The sequence below is a fragment of the Pseudomonas sp. TE3728 genome (assembly GCF_056279145.1).
This window is the reverse complement of sequence record NZ_JBWBQT010000001.1, coordinates 801,415-825,123: the sequence shown is the minus strand read 5'-3', so window position 1 is coordinate 825,123 and position 23,709 is coordinate 801,415. Positions and strand designations below refer to the sequence as shown.

The following is a 23,709-nucleotide window of genomic DNA, read 5'->3' as shown; positions in this document are numbered from 1 at the left end:
GTGCGTGCCTTGATGGAGAGCAAGCACGTGAGTTCCGAATTCAGATCGCCACCCCAGACCGAAGCCAACGCGCCGCGCTATCGCCAGGTGTCCATCGGTCATCCTGCGGTCGAGGTCAGCGAAGAGCAGGGCATCCTGCATATGCGCTCCCTGGAACCCTTGGCCAAGTTGCCTGTACGTTTGCTGGATCGCCTGGTGCATTGGGCCCATGTGCGCCCGCAACAGACCTTTATCGCTGCTCGCCAGAACGGCGGCGACTGGCGCCGCGTGAGTTACGCCGAGATGCTGACCAGCGTCCGCGCCATTGCCCAAGGCCTGCTCGGTTATGGGCTTTCGGCGGAACGACCGCTGGCGATTCTCTCGGGCAACGACATCGAGCATTTACAGATTGCCTTGGGCGCGATGTATGCCGGGATTTCTTACTGCCCGGTTTCTCCTGCCTATTCGCTGTTGTCCCAGGATTTCGCCAAGCTGCGACATGTCTGCAATCTGCTGCAACCGGGCCTGGTGTTCGTCAGCGACGCTGCGGCCTATCAGCGGGCGATCGATGCGGTGCTGCCGGTTGAAACGCCGCTGATCACCGTGCGCGGTAAAATTCCTGGCCGCCATCAGGCGAGCTTTGCCAGCCTGCTGGAACAACCCGGCAGTGCCGAGGCCGATTGCGCTTTCGCGGCTACCGGGCCGGACAGCATCGCCAAGTTCCTGTTTACCTCAGGCTCCACCAAATTGCCAAAGGCAGTGATCACCACCCAGCGCATGCTCTGCGCCAACCAGCAGATGCTGTTGCAGACTTTTCCGGTGTTCGGCGAAGAACCTCCGGTGCTGGTGGACTGGCTGCCGTGGAATCACACCTTCGGCGGCAGCCACAACGTCGGGATCGTGCTGTACAACGGCGGCACTTTTTATCTGGACGACGGCAAGCCGACCGTCCAGGGTTTTGCTGAAACACTGCGCAACCTCAAGGAAATATCGCCCACCGCGTACCTCACCGTGCCCAAAGGCTGGGAAGAACTGGTCAACGCGCTGGAGCAGGATAGCGAGTTGCGTGAATGTTTCTTCTCGCGCATCAAGCTGTTCTTTTTCGCCGCCGCCGGTTTGTCCCAGCGCGTTTGGGATCGCCTGGACCGGGTCGCCGAACAGCATTGTGGCGAACGCATTCGCATGATGGCCGGGCTCGGCATGACTGAGGCGGCACCGTCCTGCACGTTCACCACCGGGCCATTGTCCATGGCCGGCTACATCGGCCTGCCGGCACCCGGTTGCGAAGTGCGGCTGGTGCCGGTGGACGGCAAGCTGGAGGGGCGTTTTCGCGGGCCGCACATCATGCCGGGTTACTGGCGTGCGCCACAGCAGACCGCCGAAGTGTTCGACGAGCAGGGCTTCTACTGTTCCGGCGACGCATTGAAACTGGCCGACGCCCGCGATCCACAACTGGGGCTGATGTTCGACGGGCGCATTGCCGAGGACTTCAAACTGAGCTCCGGCGTGTTTGTCAGCGTCGGCCCGTTGCGCAATCGCGCAGTGCTTGAAGGCTCGCCCTATGTTCAGGACCTGGTGGTGGCCGCGCCGGACCGCGAGTGCCTGGGTGCGCTGGTCTTTCCCCGTCTTTACGAATGCCGGCGTCTGGCCGGTTTGAGTGCGCACGCCAGCGATGCCGAAGTCCTGGCCAGCACGCCGGTGCGAGAATGGTTCGGCGATTGGCTGCAACGGCTCAACCGCGACGCCACCGGGAATGCCAGCCGCCTGGAATGGATCGCGCTGCTCGACGAACCCGCCTCCATCGACCGCGGTGAAATCACCGACAAGGGCTCGATCAACCAGCGCGCGGTGTTGCAGTGGCGCGCCGACAAGGTCGAGGCGCTGTATCGCGGCGAAGAACCTTCCATCTTGCGTGCCGGACCTCTGCCGTGAGCGGTGCGGGGCAGTATTCGTGCTTTGGCGATGTGGCCATTTTCGAAGCACTGCGCACGCCTTGGGTCGATCTCGGCGGCGCCTTGGCCCAGGTTTCGCCGATCGACTTGGGGATCAAGGTCGGGCGCGAGGTGCTGGCCCGCGCCGCTATTGATCCATCGTTGGTCGATAGCGTGTTGGCCGGCTCCATGGCTCAGGCCAGTTTTGATGCTTACCTGCTGCCTCGGCATATCGGCCTTTACAGTGGCGTGCCGCAAGAGACACCGGCGCTGGGTGTGCAGCGCATCTGCGCCACCGGTTTCGAACTCTTGCGGCAGGCCGCCAGGCAACTGGATGACGGCGTGCAGTTGGCGCTGTGCGTGGCGGCTGAATCCATGTCGCGCAACCCGATTGCCGCCTATACCCACCGCAGCGGTTTCCGGCTCGGTGCGGGCGTGGAATTCAAGGACTTTCTCTGGGAAGCCCTCTACGACCCGGCCCCGGGCGGAGACATGATCACCACCGCCGACAACCTGGCCCGGCGGCACGGCCTGAGCCGCGAAGAGGTGGATCGCTATGCCCTCGACAGCCATCAACTCGCGCTGCAGGCCCAGGCTGACGGCTGGTTTGAACCGGAGCTGGTGGCGCTCGGCAATGAGCGCTTTGAACTGGCCAGCTATCAGCCACGCAGTATCCAGTTGCCACGGGGCGTGGACCGCGTCACGCGTGATAGCCACCCGCGACCCACCGATCTGGACGCCTTGGGCCGGTTGCGGGCGGTGCATGCCGGCGGTGTGCAAACGGCCGGCAACAGTTGCGCGGTGGTCGATGGCGCGGCGGCCGCGCTGGTGGGGCGAGCGTCTGCCGCCCGACGTCCGGTATTGGCCCATTTGCTGGCCAGTGCCGTGGTAGGCGTGGCACCGGAATTCATGGGGATAGGGCCAGTGCCAGCCATCCAGCTGCTTCTGCAACGCAGCGGTTTGGCCCTTGGTGACATCGGATTGCTGGAAATCAATGAGGCCCAGGCCGCTCAGGTATTGGCTGTGGCCCAGGCGCTTGAACTGGACGGTGATCGGCTCAACCGGCGGGGCGGCTCGATTGCCTTGGGACATCCTTTGGCCGCCACGGGTTTGCGCCTGGTGCTGACCCTGGCCAGGCAATTGCGCGAGGGCAATCTGCGCTATGGCATCGCCGCCGCGTGTGTCGGTGGCGGGCAGGGCATGGCTCTGCTGATCGAAAACCCGGCGTATCAAGGCTGAAGCAAAACCCCGAGGTCTTTGCTGCAGTCAGCCCAATCCTTGCGTCACTGTCTTGCGTTACTATGCAGACCCACCTTTCTGGAAGTTGCCTGGATGAGTAAGCCCGGTCAAACGGTGCTGGTCGCGTTGCGCAAAATGATCGCCTCAGGCGAACTGGCGGCTGGCGAGCGCTTGATGGAAATTCCCACCGCAGAGTTGTTTGGTGTCTCGCGAATGCCGGTGCGCATGGCCTTCCGCACACTGGAGCAGGAAGGCTTGCTGGTGCGCTTTGGCGGGCGCGGGTTTCAGGTGCGTTCGGTCAGCCCCGATGACATTGCCGGTGCGGTTGAAGTGCGGGGTGTACTCGAAGGCCTGGCGGCGCGTCAGACCGCCGAGCGCGGGCTATCGGACGAGGCCCGGGCGACCCTTGAACAGTGCCTGATGCAAGGTGATCAACTGTTCGACAAGGGGTTTGTGACCATCGAGGACCTGGAGGTCTATCACGACCTCAACATGCGTTTTCACGAAGTGATTGTCGAAGGCAGCCACAACCCGGCGATCGCCGACGCACTGGCGCGCAACGATCATTTGCCCTTCGCTTCGGTTACAGCCCTGGCAGTGGACCGCAACGACATGGTCCGGGAATACCGACGCTTCAACTACGCCCACATGCAACACCATTCGGTGTTCGATGCCCTGGTCAACCGCCAGGGCGCACGTGCCGAAGCGATCATGCGCGAGCACGCCAACGCCACGTTGCGTTATGCCGAGATATTCGGCTCGGCGACGGCCGAAGAGCGGATGAAGGTCATCCTCCGCTCGGAATAGGCGCGACTCTTTCAGATATCCAGCACCAGCAGCGGCGTTTTCGAGCGCGAGCAGCAAGGGGTGAACTGGTCGTTGCAGGCCTGTTCATCCTCGGTGAGGAACAGGTCACGGTGTTCCGGCACGCCCTCCAGCACCCGAGTCAGGCAGGTGCCACAGATGCCCTGTTCGCAAGAAATGGCGATCTCGATGCCCTGATTTTGCAGCACCTGCACCACGCTCTTGTCGGCCGGCACCTCGAAGACCTGGCCGCTGCTGGCGACCTTGATCGAGAAACTGCCATCGGCGCCAGTGTCAACGGGGCTGGCGGCGAAGTACTCGCGATGCAGGCATTGCTCCTGCCAGCCTTTGGCCTTGGCCGTGTCCAACACGTGCTGCATAAAACCGCCGGGGCCACACACATATAAATGCACATCGTTCTGAGGTGTGGCCAGGACCTTGGCCGCGTCCAGCGCGGTGTCGGGTTCCTGATCGAAATGCAGGAACACCCGGTCTGCAAAAGCCGAGTGTTGCAGGCGTTCGACAAAGGCCGCGCGCTCTCGCGAACGGGCGCAGTAGTGCAACTCGAAATCCGCGCCGCTGTGGGCCAGGCGCTCGGCCATGCACAGGATCGGGGTAATGCCGATACCGCCGGCGAAGAGCAGGCTGCGCCGGGCCTCATGCGCCAATGGAAACAGATTGCGTGGCTCGCTGATAGACAGCCGCGTGCCGGGGTGGATCTGCTCGTGCATGGCCAGTGAACCACCGCGAGAGGTCGGATCCTTGAGCACGCCAATCAGGTAGCGATGGCGTTCTTCAGGGTGGTTGCACAGGGAATATTGCCGGATCAAGCCGCCGGGCAGATGCACATCGATATGGGCACCGGCGCTGAAGGTCGGCAGCGGTTGATCATCGAGGCTGGCCAGCTCGTAGCTGCAGATGTCCTGGGCTTCGTTGTTGCGGGATACCACCAGGACTTCGATCATGCCATTGACTCCTGCAGCGTTTGTTCCTGGCCGATCAGGCGTTCCAGAACTCGGCGCGACTGCACGCCGCCGGCGTCGATATTGAGCTTGAGCAAGTTGCGCTGGGGATGGCTGAGCAGGTTCTGTTGCTGGCGTTCGAGCATCTCCAGGTCCTCGCTGAAAATCTTGCCCTGACCCTCGCGAATGCTCGCGGTCAAGGCTTCATCCTGCGGGTTGAAATTGCGTGCCATGCCCCAGAAGTACCAGATAGAGGTTTCGGTTTGCGGCGTGATGAAGTCGACGACGATGCTCGACGCCTTGAACTGTTGGGGGGCGTGATAACCGCCTTTGCCGGCATGGGCTACGCCGACTTCGATCAGCACATGGCTGGGCGGGGTGAAGCGGCAGATCTGCCAGCGGTCCACCGGCACATCGTCGGCCAGATTGTTGCCGCGCAGGGCCATGCGCCAGAAAGGCGGGGCCATGATGTTTTCCATGTGCCGGGCGGTGACCACCTCGTCGCCGTCAACCGTGGTCACCGGCGGTGCTTCGTCGATTTCCTTTTGTCCGATGCTGGACGCGTGAACGTAGGTTTCGTGAGTCAGGTCCATCAGGTTGTCGATCATCAGGCGATAGTCGCACTGGATGTGGAACAGGCCGCCGCCATAGGCCCACTCATCGCTGACCGCCCATTCCAGATGATGGATCAGCGCCGGGTCGGCCAACGCCTGATCGCCGGGCCAGACCCAGACAAATCCATAACGCTCGACCACGGCGAATGTCTTGTTGCACGGAAAGCCGCGAACCCGCTGCCCGGGCATTTCCACGGTCTTGCCGTCGCAGCCCATCACCAGGCCGTGATAGCCGCATACCAGGTTGCCGTTTTCCACATAGCCCAAAGACAGCGGTGCGCCGCGATGAGGGCAGAAGTCTTCGACAGCCGCCACCTTGCCTTCATGCCCGCGGTAGAAAACCATCTTTTCACCACAGATCTGACGGCCTAGCGGCTTGTCGGCAATTTCATCGGGCGTACAGGCGACGTACCAGGTGTTCTTGGGGTACATGGAGATTCTCCAAGGCTGTTTTTTGTTATTTAGTGGATCCATTAATGTTGATTTATAGCGTGTTTGTCAAACTAATTCTGTTTGTTAACGATTTTATGGATCCATTGGCGTGGTTGTAGCCCTCTGCCAAGCCAGCCGGATCCGTAGCGGATCATCCCGGATGTCAGCTTCGGAATCGGTCGATTCTGGTGCCGCGTATCAATGCTCTTTGGCTTTCCTGATCCTGATCAAGATAAACAGCAGGACGCAGAGCGCGAGCGGAGTCATGGCCAGCAGAGCGTCTCTCGCGGAAATGTCCGCGCCCATGACGTGCAGCCCCGAGTAGAACAGCTTGAACAGGCTCAACAAATAATAGGTGATGGCGATAATCGACAAGCCTTCGACGGCGCGCTGGATTTTGATTTGAGTATCGGCGCGAGCGTTCAGGCTCCTCAGGATTTCCGAGTTCTGTTCTTCCATTTCGACCTGGACACGGGCCTGCAACAAGTCCCCGAGGTTGGCCACGCTTTCAGCCAGTTGCTCCAGGCGCTGTTCGGTGACGGCGCAGTATCTGACCGTGGGTTTGAAGCGCCTTTCGATGAAGATACCCAGTCGCTGGCAATCACCCACATGACTTTCGCGCAGTTCACCCAGGCGTTCGAAAACCAGCTGTGCATAGGCTTGGGTGGCGCTGAAGCGGTGTCGGGTTTTTGCGCTGCTGCTGACCACTTGCGCCGACAGGTTGGCAATATCGGTCAGCAACGCTTTCGCATTTCCGGTATCGGGGCCGGCGTTACGTTCCGAAAGGTTGACCAGGGTCTTGTCGAAGACGTTGAGCTGAGTGCTCAGGGCTTTCGCGGTGATGAGGGAAAGCGAAGCCATCATTCGGTAGGTTTCGATTTCCAGCAGGCGGCGGATCATCCGTCCCAGGCGATAGGCATTCAGGCGTTTGTTAATGAAAAGAAAACGGTTGGTGCCATCCTCGCTCAGGCGAAAGTCGCTCCAGACCGTCGCATCGCCACCGCCGATGCAAGAGCCGCTGGGATCCTTGAATCCATAAACGGACAGATCGCCGGAAAAAGACGTATCGGTGCGCACCACAATCTGCACAGCGTTGATCACGTGCTGCATGAAAGGCTCGACCCGGTCCATCAAGGCCCTGGGTGGCGGGCTCCAGCATGGCTCGTGACTGGAGGAGGGCACCACCAGCGTCAGCGTCAGGAACTCTGCGTGCCGTTCCCACTTCAAGGCATGGCCCTCCAGCTCGGTGATGCCCTGGGCTGCATCCGGGTCGACGGGGTCGGGGCAGCAGCGACTCAGCAAGGTGTCGCACTGCCCGTCATTCGCCAGAAACGCCAGATGAAACACATGGGCGGGCTCGTCGAAATACAGAGAAGGGCGCGCGTGCAACTCGTTGTGCAGGATCAGTCTTTGCGGATGCATGCTGTTTGGGCCATGTTGGAGTTGTTTGTTCTTGGGACTGGGTGCCCCATTCTTGAGTCACAAACAAAACCGGCGATCGACCAATGCCAGTCAGCCATGCGCAGTACATGTGGGAGCAGGCTTGCTCGCGAAGACGGTGGCACAGTCAACATTGATGTCGCCTGACACACCGCTTTCGCGAGCAAGCCCGCTCCCACAGGTTTAGCGCAACGCTACACAGAACGCACGAATGGCCTCGCAGGCCTGGCGCAATGAAGCGTCATCCAGCGCATAGGCAATGCGAATATAGGGGCCAAGACCAAATGCACTGCCATGCACCACCGCCACGTCCGCTTCGTCGAGCAGCGCATGGGCGACATCTTCGTCGGTGTGCAGCACTCGACCGGCGGGCGAGGTGCGGCCGATCAGCCCCGCACAAGAGACGAACGCATAGAACGCACCCGCCGGGCTCACGCATTCCAGTCCCGGCGTGTCGTTCAGTAGCGTCACCATCAAATCGCGACGAGCCTGGAAAGCGGCACGGCTTTCGCGGATGAAGTCTTTCGGCCCCTCCAGCGCGGCGAGTGCGGCTTGCTGCGAAACCGAGCTCGCGCCCGAGGTCTGCTGGCCCTGCAGCTTTTCCATGGCCTCCAGCAACCAGCGCGGCCCGGTGGCAAAACCGATGCGCCAACCGGTCATGGCGTAGGCCTTGGAGACACCGTTCATGGTCAGGGTTCGCGGCGCCAGTCGTGGCTCCACCTGGGCCAGGGTGTAGAACGCTTGATCGTCGAAGATCAGGTGTTCATAGATATCATCGGCCAGAATCAGCACGTGGGGGTGGTCCAGCAACACAGCCGCCAGGGCACGAAGTTCCGTCTCGCTGTACACCGCGCCGGTCGGGTTGGACGGCGAATTTAGAATTAACCAACGGGTTTGCGGGGTGATCGCGGCAGCCAGTGCCCAGGGCGTCAGTTTGAAACCCGTACCGGCATCGCACATGACGATCCGCGCTTCACCGCCGCACAGTTGCACCATTTCCGGGTAACTGACCCAGTACGGCGCCGGCACGATGACCTGGTCGCCCTCGTTGAGGGTGGCGGCCAGGGCGTTGTAGATCACCTGTTTGCCACCGTTGCAAACCAGCGTGTCTTGCCAGCTCACGTCCAGACCATTTTCGCGGCGGAACTTGGCCGCCACCGCTTCTCGAAACGAGCGCACACCGGCGACCTGGGTATAGCGGGTGTGGCCGTGTTCGATGGCGTAAATGGCCGCCTCACGCACATGTTTGGGGGTATCGAAATCGGGCTCGCCGGCACACAGCGAAATGATCTTCGCCCCTTGTACCCGGCGTTCCGCCACTCGATCCATGATCCGATAAGTCGCCGAGGGCTGTGCGCTGGCCAGGCGTTGGTTGAGGCGCTGAATGTCGATGCTCATGCCCGGGTTCTCCAGTCTGTCAGGTTCATCAGTTCCAGGGTCGAGCGGCCTTCGGTCAGTGCCTGCATCATTTGCGCTTCCTTGTTCGCGCGCGCTTCGCCTTCTGCAAGGGTACGTGCCGCATCGGCCTTGGGGATGATGACCACGCCGTCATCGTCAGCCACCACCAGGTCGCCCTGTGCCACGAAAGCACCATTGAAATTGAACGGTTGTCCCACCGAGGGGGCGCAGGCCTTGACCGTGCCTTTGACCGAGATACCACGGGCAAATACCGGGAACTGGCGTTTCTTCAGCGCCGCGATATCGCGTACGCCGCCATCGATTACCAAACCAACCACGCCCGCCGCTTCGGCCGCCACGGTGAGCACCTCGCCCCAGTAACCGGCGATGAAGCCACCCGTACCCACGACCAGTACGCTGCCACGGGGCACGCGTTCCATCGCCAGATGCAGGGCCAGGTTATCGCCCGGCGAACATTCCAGCGGGTAGGCGGGGGCGGCGATAAAGGCGCCGTCCCAGATCGGGCGGATCGCACTGTCAACCGCGCAGGGCAGATGGGACGCTTCATACAGCGTCGAGGTGCCCAGTACTTTTGCCCGCGCGCGAAAATCCGGGGGGAAGGGGAGCGTGGTCATCAGACTTTCCTCTGCAGGTTGTGGTAACCCAATGCAGCACGGGCTTCCTTGAGGGTTTTGCCTTGGGTGATCAGGGCGCGAATGTCGGCTTCGACCGATTCGATCTGGCGGGCACATGCCGCCACTTCAGCGGCACGGGCGCGAGGCACGATTACCACGCCGTTGGCATCGGCGACCACGATGTCACGGGAGCAGACCCGTGCCGTGCCGATGGACACCGGCTGGTTGACCGACTGCACTTGCACGCGGTCTTTGCCAGTACGCATGAAGCGACCTTTGCTGAAGATCGGGTAGCCATCACCCAGCGCCTTGTTCACATCACGGCACACCCCGTCGATGACCGTGGCGGCGATCTGTCGAGTGCCGGCGTACTGGGTCATGATGTCGCCCCAAACGGTGCAGTCGGTACGGCTGCCGTTGTCGATCACCACCACGTCGCCGGGTGCGACGTCTTCGATGAAATCACCCACCGTGCCCGGTGGGACACTGGCCGAGACGTACTGCACGGTGAACGCCGGTCCGACGATGACCTTGCGGTAATTGTCCAGCGGCGCCACGCCGAGGCATTGTCCAGGCAGGCCAAGTTTGTCCAGCGCGTCGGAGACGCCAGGAGTGTCGAGGCCTTCAAACAAGGCGACCAGGGTTTGATCTTCAAGATTCATCAGGCGTGCTCCACGCGAATCGCTTCGAACTGGGTGTCGTGCATCACCTCGGCCACCGAGCGGCCGCTGCGCACGGCCTCGACCATGCTGTCCTGACGGCGGGCGATGCGCTCGCCAAGATCGATGACCTTTTCGATATGGGTTTGGGGGACGAATACGGTTCCGCAGGTATCGGCAATGACATAGTCATCCTCGCTGACATCGACACCGGCCACCTTGATCGTCACCGCCGCATCAATCTGCACCACACGGTTGCGCGCACTGATCATGGTGACCCCACGGCCATAAACCGGGTAACCAATCGCTTCGCTGCCGTCGATGTCGCGGCTGAAACCGTCGATCACCGTGCCGCGTACGTGCTTGCCGGCCGCCGCGTTGGCGAGGATGTCGCCCCAGCAGGAAATACCTTCGATACCGCCGGCGATCACCAGCACGCGATCGTCGCTGTCGATCTGTTCCACCACTGGGGTAATCAGGTGCACGGTGGGGACGTTGTCGGATTTTGGCGCCAGCAAGACGGTACTGGCGCGGCCGACGATCTTCGGGCAGTTCCACAGCGGGCGTAGCCCCACGGTGGCGCCCGGCAGGCCGAGGAAGTCGAGCGCATCGGAGACCGTGTTGGTATCCAGCGCCGCCAAGCGATCCAGCAAACTTTTATTGATCATGGGAAAGCCCCAGTGGTGACGGAGGCGCCCAGTGTCAGCGAGACAATTTGATAGGTATATTACTAATCACAGAAGCGTTACATACGTTAAACCTATGGATTAACCATGATCAATTTCCGCTTGATTCGTCACCTCTGGTTGTTCCTGGCCGTTGCCGAAGAACAGAATTTCGGCCGCGCCGCCAAACGCTTGGGAATGTCCCAGCCACCGTTAAGCGAGCAGATTCAGGTGCTGGAGCAGGCGCTCAAGGTCAAGCTGTTCGACCGCTCGCGGCGGGGAGCGAAACTGACCCCGGTAGGCGCCGCGATCCTGCCGGCGGTGCGCAAGTTCGCCGAGCAACTGGAGCGCCTGGAACTGGCCGTGGAGGAGGCAGTGGCGGGGCAGTCGGGGATGTTGACTGTCGGCGCGATTTCCACGGCGATGTTCGATGTGTTGCCCGGGTTGATCGAGCAGCTGAAGGTCGATTACCCGCACCTCACCGTGTCCGTGCGGGAGATCGACAGCGTCGAAGCCGTGCCTGCGCTGGAAGCCGGGGACATCGACCTGGCCTTCGCCCGTCTGGACGGCGACCTGGGCGCTTCGATCAAGTCGCTGCCACTGACCGAGGATCGTCTGGTCGTGGCTTTGCCCAGCGATCACCCATTGGCTTCGCGCAAGCGCATCAGCCTGTCGAGCCTGGCCACCGAGCCCCTGGTGATGTTTTCCCGAAAGGTCAGCCCGGTGTACTTCGACAATCTGATCGCGACCTGCCGCGCCAGTGGATTTTCCCCGCGCGTGCTGCATGAAGTGCGCTCCGTCGCGTCGCAAATCGCTTTCGTCAGTTGTGGACAAGGCATCGCCCTGGTGCCGGCGTCGCTGAAAAAACTGGCCCCCGATAATGTGGTGTTACGACCACTGAGCCAGCCGCTCAATGTGGTGACCACTGCGGTGGCCTGGAATGCCGATCGGCCCAATCCGCTGGTGGAGGAGGTGGTCGCCCGGCTCCAAAAAACAGTTTGATAGGTTTGACCTATGACGGTATTCCCGAATGAGGAATTTACAGAAGGCCCGATCCCCGCGAAATTGACGGCCTGCTGTGGCGAGGGAGCTTGCTCCCGCTTGAGTGCGCAGCACTCACAAAAAACAGGCAATGTTTGTCAGATTTCCGGGGCCGCTATGCAGCCGGCGGTCACCCTTTTCGCTCAAGGAATCCATCACGTGTCCAAACCCGAAACCTTCACTCAAGCGCACATCCCTCTGACGGTGGAGGGCGTCCGGCTGAACATCGCCACCCTTCACCGCGACGGTGTCCTGGCGCCGATTGTGTTCCTGCATGGGTTTGGCTCGACCAAGGAAGACTACGCCGACGTCGTGCAGCAGGCCGCCTTCGCCGGTCATCCTTTCATCGCTTATGACGCACCGGGTTGCGGGGAAAGCCAGTGCGGCGACCTTTCGCGGATTTCCATCCCTTTTCTGCTGAAGACCGCGTTGCAGGTGCTGGAGCATTTCGGTATCGAACGCTTTCATCTGGTCGGCCATTCCATGGGCGGACTGACCGCACTGATGCTGGCTCATCAATGCCCGGACCGGGTACTCAGCTTCGTCGACATCGAGGGCAACATCGCCCCGGAGGACTGCTTCCTCAGCCGGCAGATCGTCGATTACCCGGCGGACGATCCCGAGGTGTTTTTCGCCGCCTTCATCGAACGCGCCCGACACGCCCCGGCTTATGCCAGTGCGCTTTATTCCGCAAGCTTGCGGCACAAGGTTCGTGCCGGAGCGGTACGCGGGATCTTCGAGTCGATGGTCGATCTTTCCGACAACGCCGACTTGATGGGCAAGTTCCTCGGCCTGCCATGCCCGCGCATGTTCATGTACGGTGAGCAGAACGCTTCATTGTCCTATCTGCCGCATATCCAGGCCCAAGGCGTGCGGTTGGCGCCGATTGCGCAGTGCGGGCATTTCCCCATGTATTCCAACCCGATCGCGATGTGGCAGCAGATTGCCGATTTTCAGGCGAACGGCCATCGCGAATGAGTCTGGCATGAGATGCACAGCAGCGTTGTGAACTATTCTTCTCAAGTGGCCCTTTCAATGCCTCATTCAAGGGAGTTGATATAAATCAACGCTTAAGAGGCTTTAAGGGACGAATCTGGGCCTGATGCTGGATTCTCGAGCCGGCGTCGAGAATCAACCTGTCTGGAGTCTGCCCATGAGCCAGTATCAACGGTTATTACTGATCATCAACCCGCTGCTGCGCCATTCTCCTGCGATAAACCATGGCGCTGCCCTGGCCAAGGCCAGCGGGGCGAGCTTGCACATTGCCGGCCTGATCCCCTCGTTGGATATTCTGTCGCTGCTCGAAGAAGGCGACCGCAAAATGGCTCGGGCAACCTACCTGCAGGAGCACCGCGACTGGCTCGATGAACAAGCGGAAAAGATGCGAGGCCGGGGGATCGAGGTGACAACCGAAGTCGCATGGGCTGACAACATGCGCCAGGACATCCTTGACCATGTCACGCAAATGCAACCCGATCTGTTGATCAAGCAAGTGCAGCATGAGCCGGTGCTCAAGCGCGCGTTCTTCACGCCGCTGGATTGGCGTTTATTGCGCCATTGTCCGGTCCCGGTTTATCTGGTGGGGAGTGAATGCCATGCCTTGCCGCAGAAGGTGGTAGCCGCGGTTGACGTGTCAGACACCGAACCTTCGAACAGTGAACTCAATGACCGGATCATCTTGCAGGCATCGGGCCTTGCGCTGCAGTGCAATGCCGAGTTGCATCTGCTGTACGCGTGTGACATTTCGGCGGCTTTTCTGGCAGATCTGGGCGGCGGTCTGACGCTCTCGGAGCTGACCAGGGAGTTGCGCAACGACCTGGAAGCGTCATTTCTCAAGCTGGCCGCCCGATTTGGTGTACCCCCTGAGAGTCGGCATTTCATTATGGGGCAACCGGTCTCGGTGTTGAGTGAGTTCGCCCACGTGCATCAAGTGGATGTGGTAGTGATGGGCAGAGCTCAATACCGTGGCCTGGAGCGGCTGCTCGGCAGCACCACCGAACATATTCTGTATCAGGTGCCTTGCAGCATTCTGGCGGTCTAGGGGCGGGCGCCCCGATCGGAATAATGGCCGCCGTCAAACGAACGCCCGTGTTTGGGGCTCCCGCCCCAGGGAGGTTTTCAAATGACTAGTCCTTCATTGCAAACCATCTTGCATGACCGGGTTGATGCCGGCCGAGGCCTGGTGGAGCCGTTGCTCAAATACGCTAAAAGAGCCGATGTCATCGTTCTCGCCTTACCCCGTGGCGGCGTTCCGGTGGCCTATGAAGTCGCCACGGCCCTGGAGGTTCGCCTGGACCTGATGCTGGTGCGCAAGTTGGGAGTACCGACCCACCAGGAGTTCGCCATGGGCGCAATTGCCAGTGGCGGCATACAAATCGTCAACGAAGATGCGCTGCGGGCTAACGGTATTGATCAACGCACGCTCGATGCCGTGGTTGCAAAGGAAACGCAGGAGTTGTTGCGTCGCGAGCAGCTATACCGGGCATCACGTGCACCTGTGGCGCTCAAGGATCAGGTGGTGATTCTGATTGATGACGGCCTGGCGACAGGCGCCACGATGATGGCTGCGATACAGGCCGCGCGCCTGCAAGCGCCATCGCGCATCGTCGTTGCCGTGCCGGTGGCACCGGTTGAGACGGCAGAGGCGCTGCGCGATGAAGTGGACGAACTGATTTGCCCGCTCATCCCCGACTGGATGATCTCGATCGGGCATTGGTACACGGATTTTTCGCAGACATCGGACGAAGAGGTCATCGATCTTCTGCACCGGGCCTGGCAACGAGAGTCCGGTTCGGGCGACTCATTTCAGAACGGTTCCGGTATTTGAGCCGTTGCCTGGCGTGGAGTAAACCACGTCAGGCTTTCAAGTGATCCTGACGTTCACGAATTGCCACGGATCGGATTCATCGGTCTGCTCGGGCATCAGTGAGTGACGTCCGGTAAGCGGCGTCCAGTCGGAATAAATGCCTTCTACCTTGCCAAGGTAAGGCATGCAGATCTGCAGAATCTCCCTGAAGGGCAATTCATCCGGTTCGACAATGCCACGTTGCGGATTGCGAATGGCCCAGATCACGCCGGCCAGCACTCCCGCCGTCACTTGCAGGCTGGTGGCGCTGTTATGGGGGCAGAGTGTCCGGGCTTGCTGGATCGATAAGCGCGAGCCATACCAATAGCTGTTGCTGGCATGCCCCATCAGCAGCACGCCGAGTTCTTCATCGCCATCAAGGATGTCGTCATCGAGCAGGCGTTGGCGGGTCTGGGGTTTCCAGTTGCGCTCGGCGAGTTCATGCACCGAGAGCAAAGCATCGTCACAGGGCCGATAAGCGTAGTGGACCGTCGGCCGGTAAGTCGGCTGCCTTCCCTGGCCAAGGGTCAGGTAGTCGGCAATCGACAGGGCTTCGTTGTGGGTCACGAGCAGCCCATGGGTTGGCCCCGTCGAGGGCGTCCAGGTTCGAACCCGCGTCGAGGCACCGGGACGTTGCAGATAGATCCCGGCCTGGCACCCGAAGGCGTGGTAATAGCCATCCTCGGGCAGCGCTTTCTCATGGCTGCCCCAACCCAACTCCGCCGGTTGGCTGCCTTCACTGATGAAACCGTCCACGGACCAGGTGTTGACGAACTCATCGGCGATTTTGTGTTGCGATGAAAACTGCGAATCGCGTTCGGCAATGTGGATGCAGCGGATATTCAGTCGGCTGGCCAGCTGCGCCCATTCTTCGCGAGTAGTGGGCTGGGGCGTTGTGTCACCCAAGTCCTCAGCGAGGTTGACCAGTGCCTGCTTGATCAGGTGGGACACCAGCCCCGGATTGGCCCCGTGAGTCAAGACAGCGGTGGACAAACCTTGCGCACTTTCCCTGCGAAGCTGAAGTGCCGCCTCCCTCAATGCATAGTTGGATCTTTCGGACAGGGATTTGTCGGGATCGGTATAACCGCCTTCCCACGGCTCGATACAGGTGTCCAGATACAGCACGCCTTTACGCTGGGCGAACTGAATCAGCGACAGGCTCGAAACCCCCACCGAGAGGTTGAGCAGGAAATCGCCAGCGCTCAACAGAGGGTCCAGCACCGCCTCGTAATTGCTCTGGTCCAGTTGCCCGGCTTGGTGGGCGACGCCAAATTCCTGCGCGAGCAAGCGTCCATCGTCATCGGGGCTGAGGATCAACAGTCGCTGCGGTTCAAGTTCAAGATGGCGCAACAGCAGCGCAAGTACGCCTTTTCCGATACAGCCAGAGCCGATCATCACCAACCTGGCATCAAAGGGCTGAATGACATGCTCAAGATCTGACATCGATAGCCTCCACCGGCTGACCGCGCGCTCGCCGCAAATGACCTGTCGATAACCACGACGCTCTCAAACTAGAGACTGCAAGGCTCAGTTAAAGCTCAAAAAAGTTTCGGACACCGTCAAGGAGATTCTGCTATGCCGATCGAGACCAAAAAAACAGATGAGAATGAGGCGAACTGCTGGCCCACCGATTTCCGTTTCGTTGTCAAACTTGCTTTCTTTTCAGAAGGTTAGGCATTGGCGATATGCGGACTTTGGTATGGATGGCTGTGACGTTTGCCCTGATGCTCTCGCTTGAGGCTCAGGCAAAGGACCTGAGCAAGAACAGTCGTTTCGTCTGCAGTTGGGGCTCGGACATAGCCGCAGACGCGCAAGCGGCGAAGCTTTCCGGTTTCACGCTTTACGGGGCACGCAAGAAACTGCAATCGAGAAAATTCCCCCGGCCGTGGATGCGCATGACGGCCATGGGGATTACCGAACAAACCTATAACAGTGCCTCACGTCTCAAGCCTGCTGCTATCAAGCAAACGTATTACGAGCAATGCATCCGGCATGAGTTGGCCCGACGCTAGAAGTTGATCGAGGCGCTCAGCCGCGCGGTGAGTGGGGCGCCCTGGAACAGGTAGCCATCGCCCATGTATTCACCGGCGTCGCGCCAGTAGCGTTTGTCGAACAGGTTGTCCACGGTCAGGCGGAACACGGTGTCGTATCCGTCGATGCGAGTGCTGTAGCGGCTGCCGATGTTGAAGATGGCATAGGCACCGGTCTGCACTTCACCTTGGCGGTTGGCGTACTTGCTGGCGCTGTACTGCACTCCGCCGAGCAGCGCCAGGCCATCGAACCAGGGCAGGGCATAGTCGCCGTAGAGGTTGGCGCGCAGGGTCGGAACATTGATTGCCTGGTGACCTTCATAAGCTGGCGTGCCGCTGTCGGTGACCCGCGCGCGGATCGCCGCGACACTGGCGGCGATCTGCAGGCGCTGGCTGGCCCAGCCATTGGCCGAGAGCTCCAGACCGGTGTTCTTCTGTTCGCCCTGTTGGGTGAACGTGAACGTACCGTCGTCATTCGGTCGCGAGTACTGGTAGGCCTGTCGGATCTGGAACAGCGCCGCGGCCAGACTGATGCGCTGCCAGTCGTATTTGATCCCTGCCTCGATTTGTCGCGATACGGTGGGCGCGAGGATTTCATAGGCATTGGTGGTGAACCACGCTGCTTCGCCGCCCAGGGACAGGCCCTTGCTGTAGCGGGTGTACAGCGACAGGTTTTGCACCGGCTTGTAGATCAGCGCGGCCTGGGGCAGGAACTCATAGCGTTGGGTGTGCCGGGTAGTCTCGCCCTGGCTGTCGAAGGTCTCTTCATCCAGGCGCACTTCGCGCCCGCCCAGCACTGCCTGCCATTGCTCGTTGAAACTGATCCGGTCATTGAAGAACAGCCCGTACTGGCGGCTGTCCAGGCGCCGGTAGGAATCGTTGAGCGGGCCATCGTAAGGGGCAAAATCCGCCGGTTCGCTGTTGATGTTGGCGCTACCGATCATCTGATTGATGGCATCGCGTTTGTCCCCCACGCGGCGGAACGCGCTAGTCCCGACGCTGAGTTCGTGGCCCAGGCCACCGGTTTCGAAGTGGCCGCTGAGGGCAGCCTGCACTTCATCGTTGCGGCGGGTATCGTCGGGGCTGCGGAAATCGTAAATGTCGTAGTCGCCCTCGGGGCTGAAGTAGTTCGGCACCGCCGCGCCGGCGCAACTGGCGGAGCCGTAGCAGCCCCACGCGAACGAGCTGTAGTCATCGATCACCACCCGGCTGCGCGAGGCGCTGAGGTTGCCTTTCCACTGGTCGCTGAAGCGGTATTCGAAATTACCGTTGAGGTTCAGCGCATCGGTGGTGACCGGCTTCGAACCGCTCTGGTGTGCCAGCAGCTTCTTCGGCGAGGCGTGGTGCGGCAGGCTGGAACCGCCGAGCAGTTGATAGCCTGGTGCAGAGCGCTGTTCCTTGGTCTGGTACTCGGCGTCCAGTTGCAGCAGCGCATTGGGGCTGATGTTCCAGTCGAAGGCCAGCGAGGCGAAATCGCGCTGGCCATTGGTGTGTTCGACGTAGGAATGCAGGTCTTCGTGGGCCAGGTTAGCGCGCAGGCCGAACTGCTGCTCGCTGCCGAACCATCCACCGACGTCGGTCGCCAGGTAACCACTGCCGCGATCGTCGGTGGAGACGGTGACCGAGCGCACGTCGCCAGGCCGTTTGGTCACGTAGTTGACCAATCCGCCGGGCTCGCTGGCACCGCTTTGCAAACCGGAAAGGCCCTTGAGCAACTCCACCTGCTGTTTGTTCTCCAGCCCGACATTCTGCTCGCCAGTGATGGTGCGGCCGTTGATCTTGTAGCTGCTGGCGGAGTTGAGGGAGAAGCCCCGCACGACGAAGTTTTCGTAGTAGCCGACCGGCGCGTAGCTTTCACCCACCGAGGCGTCGTTGCGCAGTACTTCGCTGAGCAGGCGGGCCTGCTGATCCTTGATCATCGCCTCGTTGACCACCGAAATCGAGGCCGGCGTATCGAGCAATGGCGCCGCCTCGAAACCACCGACCGAAGCGCTGTCGGCCTGATAGCCGGAAGTATCTTCGCCGGTGACGGTCACCGCCGGCAGTTCGGTCGCGGCGGCCCAGGCCGAAGGCACGGCGCTGGACAGCAGCAGGCCCAAGCCCAGGTTCAGGGGATTGAGCGCGAACCGCGGGGCGGCCACTCCCTGGCGGGAGGTCCGGTAAAGCCTATTCATGAAAAATCCTCGACGACTGCGGGTCCGGGTTTGGCGAGTCTTAGCCTGCGGCTCACGCTTGAAAGCGGGGCATCATACAAGAGGAGCGATCATGAAATGAAAATGTCATCGCGACGATCACCGGGTAATTGCAGGAGCCGCCGCAGGCTGGGATCTTTTGACCTTGGCGTTTGTTCAGGCAACGAGTCGCCTGTTGGAAAGATCAAAAGATCGCAGCCTGCGGCAGCTCCTACGGGGGGCCTCACAACCCCCAGCCATCCCTCACAGCCTTACGAATGCCCTCCAGCAACATCGCAAACGCCGGGTTGTCGTTGTTCTCACGCCAGATCAAATGCAGTTCACTTTGTACGCCTTCGCCCAGATCGATATCGCGAAACACCACGTTCTTGAACACAACACTGGTGGCGCAGCGAGGTACCAGGGCCAGGCCCATTCCGGCGTTGACCAGGGCCAGGATAGTCAGGGACGAGCCGAGCCACTGCACATATTCCGGGGCGACGCGGGCCGAGCGGAGCATGCCGGTCAGCAGTTCGTTGAACGGCGGGTACGCCGCATGGGAGTACATCAGGAAGGGTTGAGCGTCCAGATCGTTGACGGACACGGTGTTAGCGCTGGCCAGCCGATGGTTGTGGGGGACGGCCAATACGAAAGGTTCACGCACCAGGCATTCGGTGGCATAGCCTGGCTCAAGCAACGGTGCGCGAACGATGCCCAGATCGATACGGCGGGCGCGAAGGGCTTCGTGTTGCTGGTAGGTGTTCATCTCCGACAGATCGATTTTGACTTGAGGCTGTTTGAGCCGCGCTTCCGCGATGACCTTGGGCAGGAACTCGTAAACCGCGCTACCGACGAAGCTGATATTGACCGTACCGATGTCCCCTTCGGCGAAGCGCCGAGCGGTTACGGCGGCTTGCTGAGCGCGCTCCAGCAGGTTCTGTGCCTCGATAAAAAAGGCGCGGCCTGCGGCGGTCAAGGCGACGCTGCGCGTACTGCGGGTGAACAACTCGACGCCCAGGTGATGTTCCAACAGTTGAATCTGGCGACTCAGAGGTGGTTGGGTCATGTTCAACCGTTCGGCAGCCCGGCGGAAGTTCAGTTCGGTGGCCACGGTGGTGAAACAGCGCAGTTGCGTCAGTTCGAACATTGATCTAATCCAGGTATCAATCGAGTGCCAAGTTAGATTAGACGGGATCAATAGGCACGTCCATGATCGGTTCTCCCTTAAAAAAACAATGAACGGGAGTCGCCCCTTGAATACCCATAAGAGTCCGCCGGACCCGACCGTCCTCGCCCGAGCAGCGACCAAGGTCAAGCGTCACGTACTACCGCTGTTCGTGGTGATGTTCATCGTCAACTACATCGACCGGGTCAATATCGGCTTCGTGCGCAGCCACCTGGAAACCGACCTGGGCATTGGCGCCGCGGCCTATGGCTTGGGTGCCGGGCTGTTTTTCATCGGTTATGCCATCTTCGAAGTGCCTTCCAATATGTTGCTGCAACGCTACGGTGCCCGCGCCTGGCTGACGCGCATCATGTTCACCTGGGGCGCGGCGGCGATGGCCATGGCCTTCGTGCGCGGCGAAACCAGCTTTTATGTGCTGCGCTTCATTCTCGGCGCCGCCGAAGCGGGTTTTTTCCCCGGCATCATTTATTACTTCACCCAATGGCTACCGTCGACCGAGCGCGGCAAAGCCATGGCGATCTTCCTGAGCGGCTCAGCCATTGCCTCGGTGATTTCCGGGCCGGTATCCGGCGCGCTGCTGCACGTCAGCGGTCTCAGCCTGCATGGCTGGCAGTGGATGTTCCTGATTGAAGGCTTTGCTTCCATCGTGCTCTGTGGGTTTGTCTGGTTCTGGCTGCAATCCCATCCACGCGAGGCGAAATGGCTGAGCGCCGAAGAAAGGGATGCACTGGTAAGCGCCATTGACCTGGAACAGCAGGCTCGCGAAGCCGTGCAGACAGTTAAACCGTCGATGTTCAAATTGCTCGCCGATCGGCAGATCGCCCTGTTCTGCTTTATCTACTTTTCCATCGCCCTGACGATTTATGGCGCCACGTTCTGGCTGCCCAGCATGATCAAGAAGATGGGCAACCTCGGCGACTTCCAGGTCGGCCTGTTCAACTCGATCCCGTGGATCATCTCCATTCTGGCGATGTATGGCTTCGCTGCCATGGCCAGTAAATGGAAATACCAACAGGCCTGGGTGGCCGTGACATTGGTGATTGCCGCGTTCGGCATGTTCATGTCAACCACCGGCGGGCCGATCTTTGCCTTCGTCGCCATCTGTTTTGCGGCCATTGGTTTCAAGGCGGCTTCGGCTTTGTTCTGGCCAATTCCCCAGGGCTATCTGGATGCGCGTATCGCTGCGGCAGTGCTGGCTTTGATCAACTCCATCGGCAATCTCGGCGGTTTCGTGGCGCCGACCGCGTTCGGTTTCCTGGAGCAGACCACCGGCTCCATCGAAGGCGGTTTGTACGGCCTGGCGGCGACTTCGCTGGTCGCGGCCGTGGTGATCTTTTTTGCCCGTACTGCACCGCGTGGCGACACGCGCAGCTCGCTCACCGGTAAACCGGTCGACGCCGCAGCCGCAAAAAATTCTGTCAGTCATCAAGCCTTGAATACCGAGCCAAAGGGAGCTGCCTCTTGAAAATCAAACGCGTTACCGTCACCCCCATCGCCTTTCGCGATCCGCCGCTGCTCAATGCCAGCGGTATTCACGAACCCTTCGCGCTGCGCTCGATCATCGAGATCGAGAGCGACAATGGCTACATCGGTTTGGGCGAAAGCTACGGCGACGCCCCGGCACTGGCGATTCAACAGCAATTGCAAAGTCAGCTGATCGGTCTCGATCCGTTCAACCTCAATCAGTTGCGCGCCATCGTGCAGGCCACCGTGGCGGCGAACAAAGCCCAGAGCATCGCCGGTGCGGAACTGGCGCCTGGCTCTCACGCCAGCAAAGCGGTGAGCAACGCGTATTCGGCGTTTGAAGTGGCGTTTCTCGATCTACAGGCGCATTCCCTGAACGTGCCGCTGGTGGACCTGCTGGGCGGGGCGATTCGTGATGAAGTGCCGTTTAGCGCCTATCTGTTCTTCAAGTACGCGCAACACATCGATTCACCGTACAAACCGGATAGCTGGGGCGAGGCGCTGAACGAAGAGCAGATCGTCGCCCAGGCCAGGCGCATGATCGAGGCCTACGGTTTCAAGAGCATCAAACTCAAGGCTGGGGCACTGCCGCCGGAGCACGAAGTGTCGTGCATCAAGGCGCTGAAAAAGGCCTTTCCCGGTTACCCGTTGCGCATCGATCCGAACGGCAACTGGTCGCTGGAAACTTCGATTCGCATGGCAGAGCTGCTGGGTGATGACCTGCAATATTACGAAGACCCGACACCGGGCCTCGACGGCATGGCCGAATTGCACAAACGTACCGGTCTGCCGCTGGCGACCAATATGGTGGTCACGGATTTTGATGAGTTTCGCCGCAGTGTGGCCCTGAACAGCGTGCAGATCGTGCTCGCCGACCATCATTACTGGGGTGGGCTGCGGGACACCCAGGCGTTGGCGAAAATGTGCGACACCTTCGGCCTTGGCGTGTCTATGCACTCCAATTCGCACCTGGGCATCAGCCTGATGGCCATGGCACATGTCGCCGCTTCCGTGCCCAATCTCGATTACGCCTGCGACACTCATTACCCCTGGCAGGAACCGGACGAAGAGGTGATCAAGGGCGGCAAGCTATCCATCGTCGATGGCTGCGTGAAAATCACCCGTGCGCCTGGGTTGGGTCTTGAGCTGGATCGCGATCAATTGGGCAAGCTGCATGATCAATACCTGAGCTGCGGCATTCGTCAGCGCGATGACGTGAAACAGATGCAGCGTTACAAGCCGGAGTGGAAGACGATCAAACCGCGTTTTTGATCGTTCATTCCCGAACAAATCGGTGACTGTCCTTCGCGCTTCGTACCGACTGGTATCAGGCGCGAAGCCTATGGACGCGGATCATGCGTTGTCCGGCGCCTGGCGAAACCGCTGCTCGAGGGCCTCCGCAAACGGATAGAACGAAAACCACGGCTGGGCTTCATCGATCACCCGTTGAAATGATGGTCTTTGTACCAACCTCTCGAAATAGGCACGCAAGTGGCCGTAGTCATCGGGAAATGGCACGAGCGTCCTGGCATAGAAAAGTGCCGGGGCAGCGGCGCAATCGGCCATGCTGAACGCCGGGCTGGCCACCCAGATTCTGGAGGCCATCCGGCGTTCAAGCATGCCGTAGGCCGTTTTCAGCATGGATCGCTCTTTGGTCAAATCACCGTTGGTCGCCTGTAGCCGATCGCTGACAATCTGTTGCATCGGCACTTGTACATAATGGTCGAAAAAGCGATCCCATAATCGGACTTCCAGCGCAGTCTCCCAATCGTCTGGAACCAGATTGCGCGTGCCTGGAAATCGTCTATCCAGGTACTCGATGATGATGCTGGACTCCGGCAGATTCAGCTGATGAACAGAGTCAAAAATTACTGGGAACTTTCCGATTGGCCACAATGCCTGAAGTTCTGCGCTGTCGGCAGGGTCACCGAGATCGATGATTCTTCTCTCGAATTCGGTGCCGTTTTCGTAGAGCGCGATGAGTACTTTGTGACAGAACGACGCCAGTGGATGGTAGTAAAGCGTCAGCGACATCTTTCAACTCCTCATTTGACGTGAGGGGGCGAGAGCCCTGGAACTGATGAAGGTGGGGGCAATGAATAATCATAGGCGGATGTTGGCGATGCGTCAGGGCCGCCACTTTCAAGCGTGCGTACTTGCACACGGGAAAATCCCTGCTTTACTGTGAACCACTGGTCGGTTTGTGACTTGTTG

The 23,709-nt window shown here is 60.3% G+C and carries 21 protein-coding genes; 10 read left to right on the top strand and 11 right to left on the bottom strand.

The genetic code is table 11. The features are described from left to right. Positions 1-27 precede the first annotated feature (27 nt). From ACZ89R_RS03240 to ACZ89R_RS03230, 3 genes are all read left to right on the top strand, one after another. Positions 28-1,911 (top strand): feruloyl-CoA synthase, encoded by a 1,884-nt coding sequence (locus tag ACZ89R_RS03240; RefSeq protein ID WP_429546731.1) that lies wholly within the window; start codon positions 28-30, stop codon positions 1,909-1,911. Then, a complete protein-coding gene (locus ACZ89R_RS03235; protein WP_429546732.1) occupies positions 1,908-3,149 on the top strand; it encodes a thiolase family protein in 1,242 nt (413 codons plus the stop codon). The genes ACZ89R_RS03240 and ACZ89R_RS03235 overlap by 4 nt, the downstream gene beginning before the upstream one ends. A 93-nt stretch (positions 3,150-3,242) precedes the next feature. Further along, entirely contained in the window at positions 3,243-3,956 is a 714-nt protein-coding gene (locus tag ACZ89R_RS03230; protein WP_007895809.1) for a GntR family transcriptional regulator, read from the top strand. Between the two features lie 11 nt (positions 3,957-3,967). Here ACZ89R_RS03230 and ACZ89R_RS03225 read toward each other — a convergent pair whose 3' ends face one another. The 7 genes from ACZ89R_RS03225 to ACZ89R_RS03195 all read right to left on the bottom strand — a co-directional run bounded on the left by ACZ89R_RS03225 (position 3,968) and on the right by ACZ89R_RS03195 (position 10,761). Continuing rightward, positions 3,968-4,918, bottom strand: a complete 951-nt coding sequence (locus ACZ89R_RS03225; protein ID WP_429546733.1) for a PDR/VanB family oxidoreductase — start codon at positions 4,916-4,918, stop codon at positions 3,968-3,970. Next, entirely contained in the window at positions 4,915-5,961 is a 1,047-nt protein-coding gene (locus tag ACZ89R_RS03220) for a Rieske 2Fe-2S domain-containing protein (protein WP_429546734.1), read from the bottom strand. Before ACZ89R_RS03220 ends, ACZ89R_RS03225 begins: the two co-directional genes overlap by 4 nt. 198 nt (positions 5,962-6,159) lie before the next feature. Continuing rightward, positions 6,160-7,383, bottom strand: coding sequence for a DUF3422 domain-containing protein (locus tag ACZ89R_RS03215; RefSeq protein ID WP_429546735.1), 1,224 nt, complete (start codon positions 7,381-7,383; stop codon positions 6,160-6,162). A gap of 201 nt (positions 7,384-7,584) precedes the next feature. Continuing rightward, positions 7,585-8,799: a pyridoxal phosphate-dependent aminotransferase gene (locus tag ACZ89R_RS03210; protein WP_429546736.1), complete on the bottom strand. Its 1,215-nt coding sequence runs from the start codon at positions 8,797-8,799 to the stop codon at positions 7,585-7,587. Then, entirely contained in the window at positions 8,796-9,434 is a 639-nt protein-coding gene (locus tag ACZ89R_RS03205; RefSeq protein ID WP_123494801.1) for an RraA family protein, read from the bottom strand. The genes ACZ89R_RS03210 and ACZ89R_RS03205 overlap by 4 nt, the downstream gene beginning before the upstream one ends. Then, a complete protein-coding gene (locus ACZ89R_RS03200; RefSeq protein WP_429546737.1) occupies positions 9,434-10,096 on the bottom strand; it encodes an RraA family protein in 663 nt (220 codons plus the stop codon). Before ACZ89R_RS03200 ends, ACZ89R_RS03205 begins: the two co-directional genes overlap by 1 nt. Then, positions 10,096-10,761, bottom strand: coding sequence for an RraA family protein (locus ACZ89R_RS03195; protein ID WP_429546738.1), 666 nt, complete (start codon positions 10,759-10,761; stop codon positions 10,096-10,098). The genes ACZ89R_RS03200 and ACZ89R_RS03195 overlap by 1 nt, the downstream gene beginning before the upstream one ends. A 105-nt stretch (positions 10,762-10,866) precedes the next feature. Here ACZ89R_RS03195 and ACZ89R_RS03190 point away from each other — a divergent pair, with 105 nt between their 5' ends. The 4 genes from ACZ89R_RS03190 to ACZ89R_RS03175 all read left to right on the top strand — a co-directional run bounded on the left by ACZ89R_RS03190 (position 10,867) and on the right by ACZ89R_RS03175 (position 14,626). Continuing rightward, on the top strand, positions 10,867-11,760 hold the full coding sequence (locus ACZ89R_RS03190; protein WP_429546739.1) for a LysR family transcriptional regulator: 894 nt from the start codon (positions 10,867-10,869) through the stop codon (positions 11,758-11,760). Between the two features lie 198 nt (positions 11,761-11,958). Beyond that, entirely contained in the window at positions 11,959-12,777 is an 819-nt protein-coding gene (locus tag ACZ89R_RS03185; RefSeq protein WP_429546740.1) for an alpha/beta fold hydrolase, read from the top strand. Between the two features lie 175 nt (positions 12,778-12,952). Further along, positions 12,953-13,840 carry a universal stress protein gene (locus tag ACZ89R_RS03180; protein WP_429546741.1) on the top strand — a complete coding sequence of 296 codons (888 nt, stop codon included), beginning with the start codon at positions 12,953-12,955 and terminating at the stop codon, positions 13,838-13,840. Between the two features lie 81 nt (positions 13,841-13,921). Further along, positions 13,922-14,626 carry a phosphoribosyltransferase gene (locus tag ACZ89R_RS03175; RefSeq protein WP_192344575.1) on the top strand — a complete coding sequence of 235 codons (705 nt, stop codon included), beginning with the start codon at positions 13,922-13,924 and terminating at the stop codon, positions 14,624-14,626. Between the two features lie 36 nt (positions 14,627-14,662). Here ACZ89R_RS03175 and ACZ89R_RS03170 read toward each other — a convergent pair whose 3' ends face one another. Further along, entirely contained in the window at positions 14,663-16,087 is a 1,425-nt protein-coding gene (locus ACZ89R_RS03170; protein WP_429546742.1) for a homospermidine synthase, read from the bottom strand. A gap of 242 nt (positions 16,088-16,329) precedes the next feature. Between ACZ89R_RS03170 and ACZ89R_RS03165 the strand changes: the two genes are divergently transcribed. Then, positions 16,330-16,656, top strand: coding sequence for a hypothetical protein (locus ACZ89R_RS03165; protein ID WP_123494792.1), 327 nt, complete (start codon positions 16,330-16,332; stop codon positions 16,654-16,656). On the opposite strand, the gene ACZ89R_RS03160 is transcribed toward ACZ89R_RS03165, so the two are convergent. Next, entirely contained in the window at positions 16,653-18,848 is a 2,196-nt protein-coding gene (locus ACZ89R_RS03160) for a TonB-dependent siderophore receptor (RefSeq protein WP_429546743.1), read from the bottom strand. The two genes, ACZ89R_RS03165 and ACZ89R_RS03160, sit on opposite strands and share 4 nt — an antisense overlap. A 241-nt stretch (positions 18,849-19,089) precedes the next feature. Then, positions 19,090-19,992 (bottom strand): LysR family transcriptional regulator, encoded by a 903-nt coding sequence (locus tag ACZ89R_RS03155; protein WP_429546744.1) that lies wholly within the window; start codon positions 19,990-19,992, stop codon positions 19,090-19,092. A gap of 106 nt (positions 19,993-20,098) precedes the next feature. Here ACZ89R_RS03155 and ACZ89R_RS03150 point away from each other — a divergent pair, with 106 nt between their 5' ends. Together ACZ89R_RS03150 and ACZ89R_RS03145 are read left to right on the top strand one after the other, a co-directional pair. Further along, positions 20,099-21,496: an MFS transporter gene (locus ACZ89R_RS03150; RefSeq protein WP_429546745.1), complete on the top strand. Its 1,398-nt coding sequence runs from the start codon at positions 20,099-20,101 to the stop codon at positions 21,494-21,496. Continuing rightward, complete coding sequence (locus tag ACZ89R_RS03145; RefSeq protein ID WP_429546746.1) at positions 21,493-22,767, top strand: glucarate dehydratase family protein; 1,275 nt, start codon at positions 21,493-21,495, stop codon at positions 22,765-22,767. The genes ACZ89R_RS03150 and ACZ89R_RS03145 overlap by 4 nt, the downstream gene beginning before the upstream one ends. Before the next feature lie 81 nt (positions 22,768-22,848). Here the strand turns inward: ACZ89R_RS03145 and ACZ89R_RS03140 are convergent, their stop codons facing one another. After that, complete coding sequence (locus tag ACZ89R_RS03140) at positions 22,849-23,529, bottom strand: glutathione S-transferase family protein (protein ID WP_429546747.1); 681 nt, start codon at positions 23,527-23,529, stop codon at positions 22,849-22,851. Positions 23,530-23,709 lie beyond the last annotated feature (180 nt).

Bases quoted from the DNA above. Each gene is read 5' to 3' on its own strand.
- ACZ89R_RS03230 (WP_007895809.1), top strand. From the start codon at position 3,243: ATGAGTAAGCCCGGTCAAACGGTGCTGGTCGCGTTGCGCAAAATGATC.
- ACZ89R_RS03225 (WP_429546733.1), bottom strand. From the start codon at position 4,918: ATGATCGAAGTCCTGGTGGTATCCCGCAACAACGAAGCCCAGGACATC.
- ACZ89R_RS03220 (WP_429546734.1), bottom strand. From the start codon at position 5,961: ATGTACCCCAAGAACACCTGGTACGTCGCCTGTACGCCCGATGAAATT.
- ACZ89R_RS03215 (WP_429546735.1), bottom strand. From the start codon at position 7,383: ATGCATCCGCAAAGACTGATCCTGCACAACGAGTTGCACGCGCGCCCT.
- ACZ89R_RS03210 (WP_429546736.1), bottom strand. From the start codon at position 8,799: ATGAGCATCGACATTCAGCGCCTCAACCAACGCCTGGCCAGCGCACAG.
- ACZ89R_RS03205 (WP_123494801.1), bottom strand. From the start codon at position 9,434: ATGACCACGCTCCCCTTCCCCCCGGATTTTCGCGCGCGGGCAAAAGTA.
- ACZ89R_RS03200 (WP_429546737.1), bottom strand. From the start codon at position 10,096: ATGAATCTTGAAGATCAAACCCTGGTCGCCTTGTTTGAAGGCCTCGAC.
- ACZ89R_RS03195 (WP_429546738.1), bottom strand. From the start codon at position 10,761: ATGATCAATAAAAGTTTGCTGGATCGCTTGGCGGCGCTGGATACCAAC.
- ACZ89R_RS03190 (WP_429546739.1), top strand. From the start codon at position 10,867: ATGATCAATTTCCGCTTGATTCGTCACCTCTGGTTGTTCCTGGCCGTT.
- ACZ89R_RS03180 (WP_429546741.1), top strand. From the start codon at position 12,953: ATGAGCCAGTATCAACGGTTATTACTGATCATCAACCCGCTGCTGCGC.
- ACZ89R_RS03175 (WP_192344575.1), top strand. From the start codon at position 13,922: ATGACTAGTCCTTCATTGCAAACCATCTTGCATGACCGGGTTGATGCC.
- ACZ89R_RS03170 (WP_429546742.1), bottom strand. From the start codon at position 16,087: ATGTCAGATCTTGAGCATGTCATTCAGCCCTTTGATGCCAGGTTGGTG.
- ACZ89R_RS03165 (WP_123494792.1), top strand. From the start codon at position 16,330: ATGCGGACTTTGGTATGGATGGCTGTGACGTTTGCCCTGATGCTCTCG.
- ACZ89R_RS03160 (WP_429546743.1), bottom strand. From the start codon at position 18,848: ATGAATAGGCTTTACCGGACCTCCCGCCAGGGAGTGGCCGCCCCGCGG.
- ACZ89R_RS03155 (WP_429546744.1), bottom strand. From the start codon at position 19,992: ATGTTCGAACTGACGCAACTGCGCTGTTTCACCACCGTGGCCACCGAA.
- ACZ89R_RS03140 (WP_429546747.1), bottom strand. From the start codon at position 23,529: ATGTCGCTGACGCTTTACTACCATCCACTGGCGTCGTTCTGTCACAAA.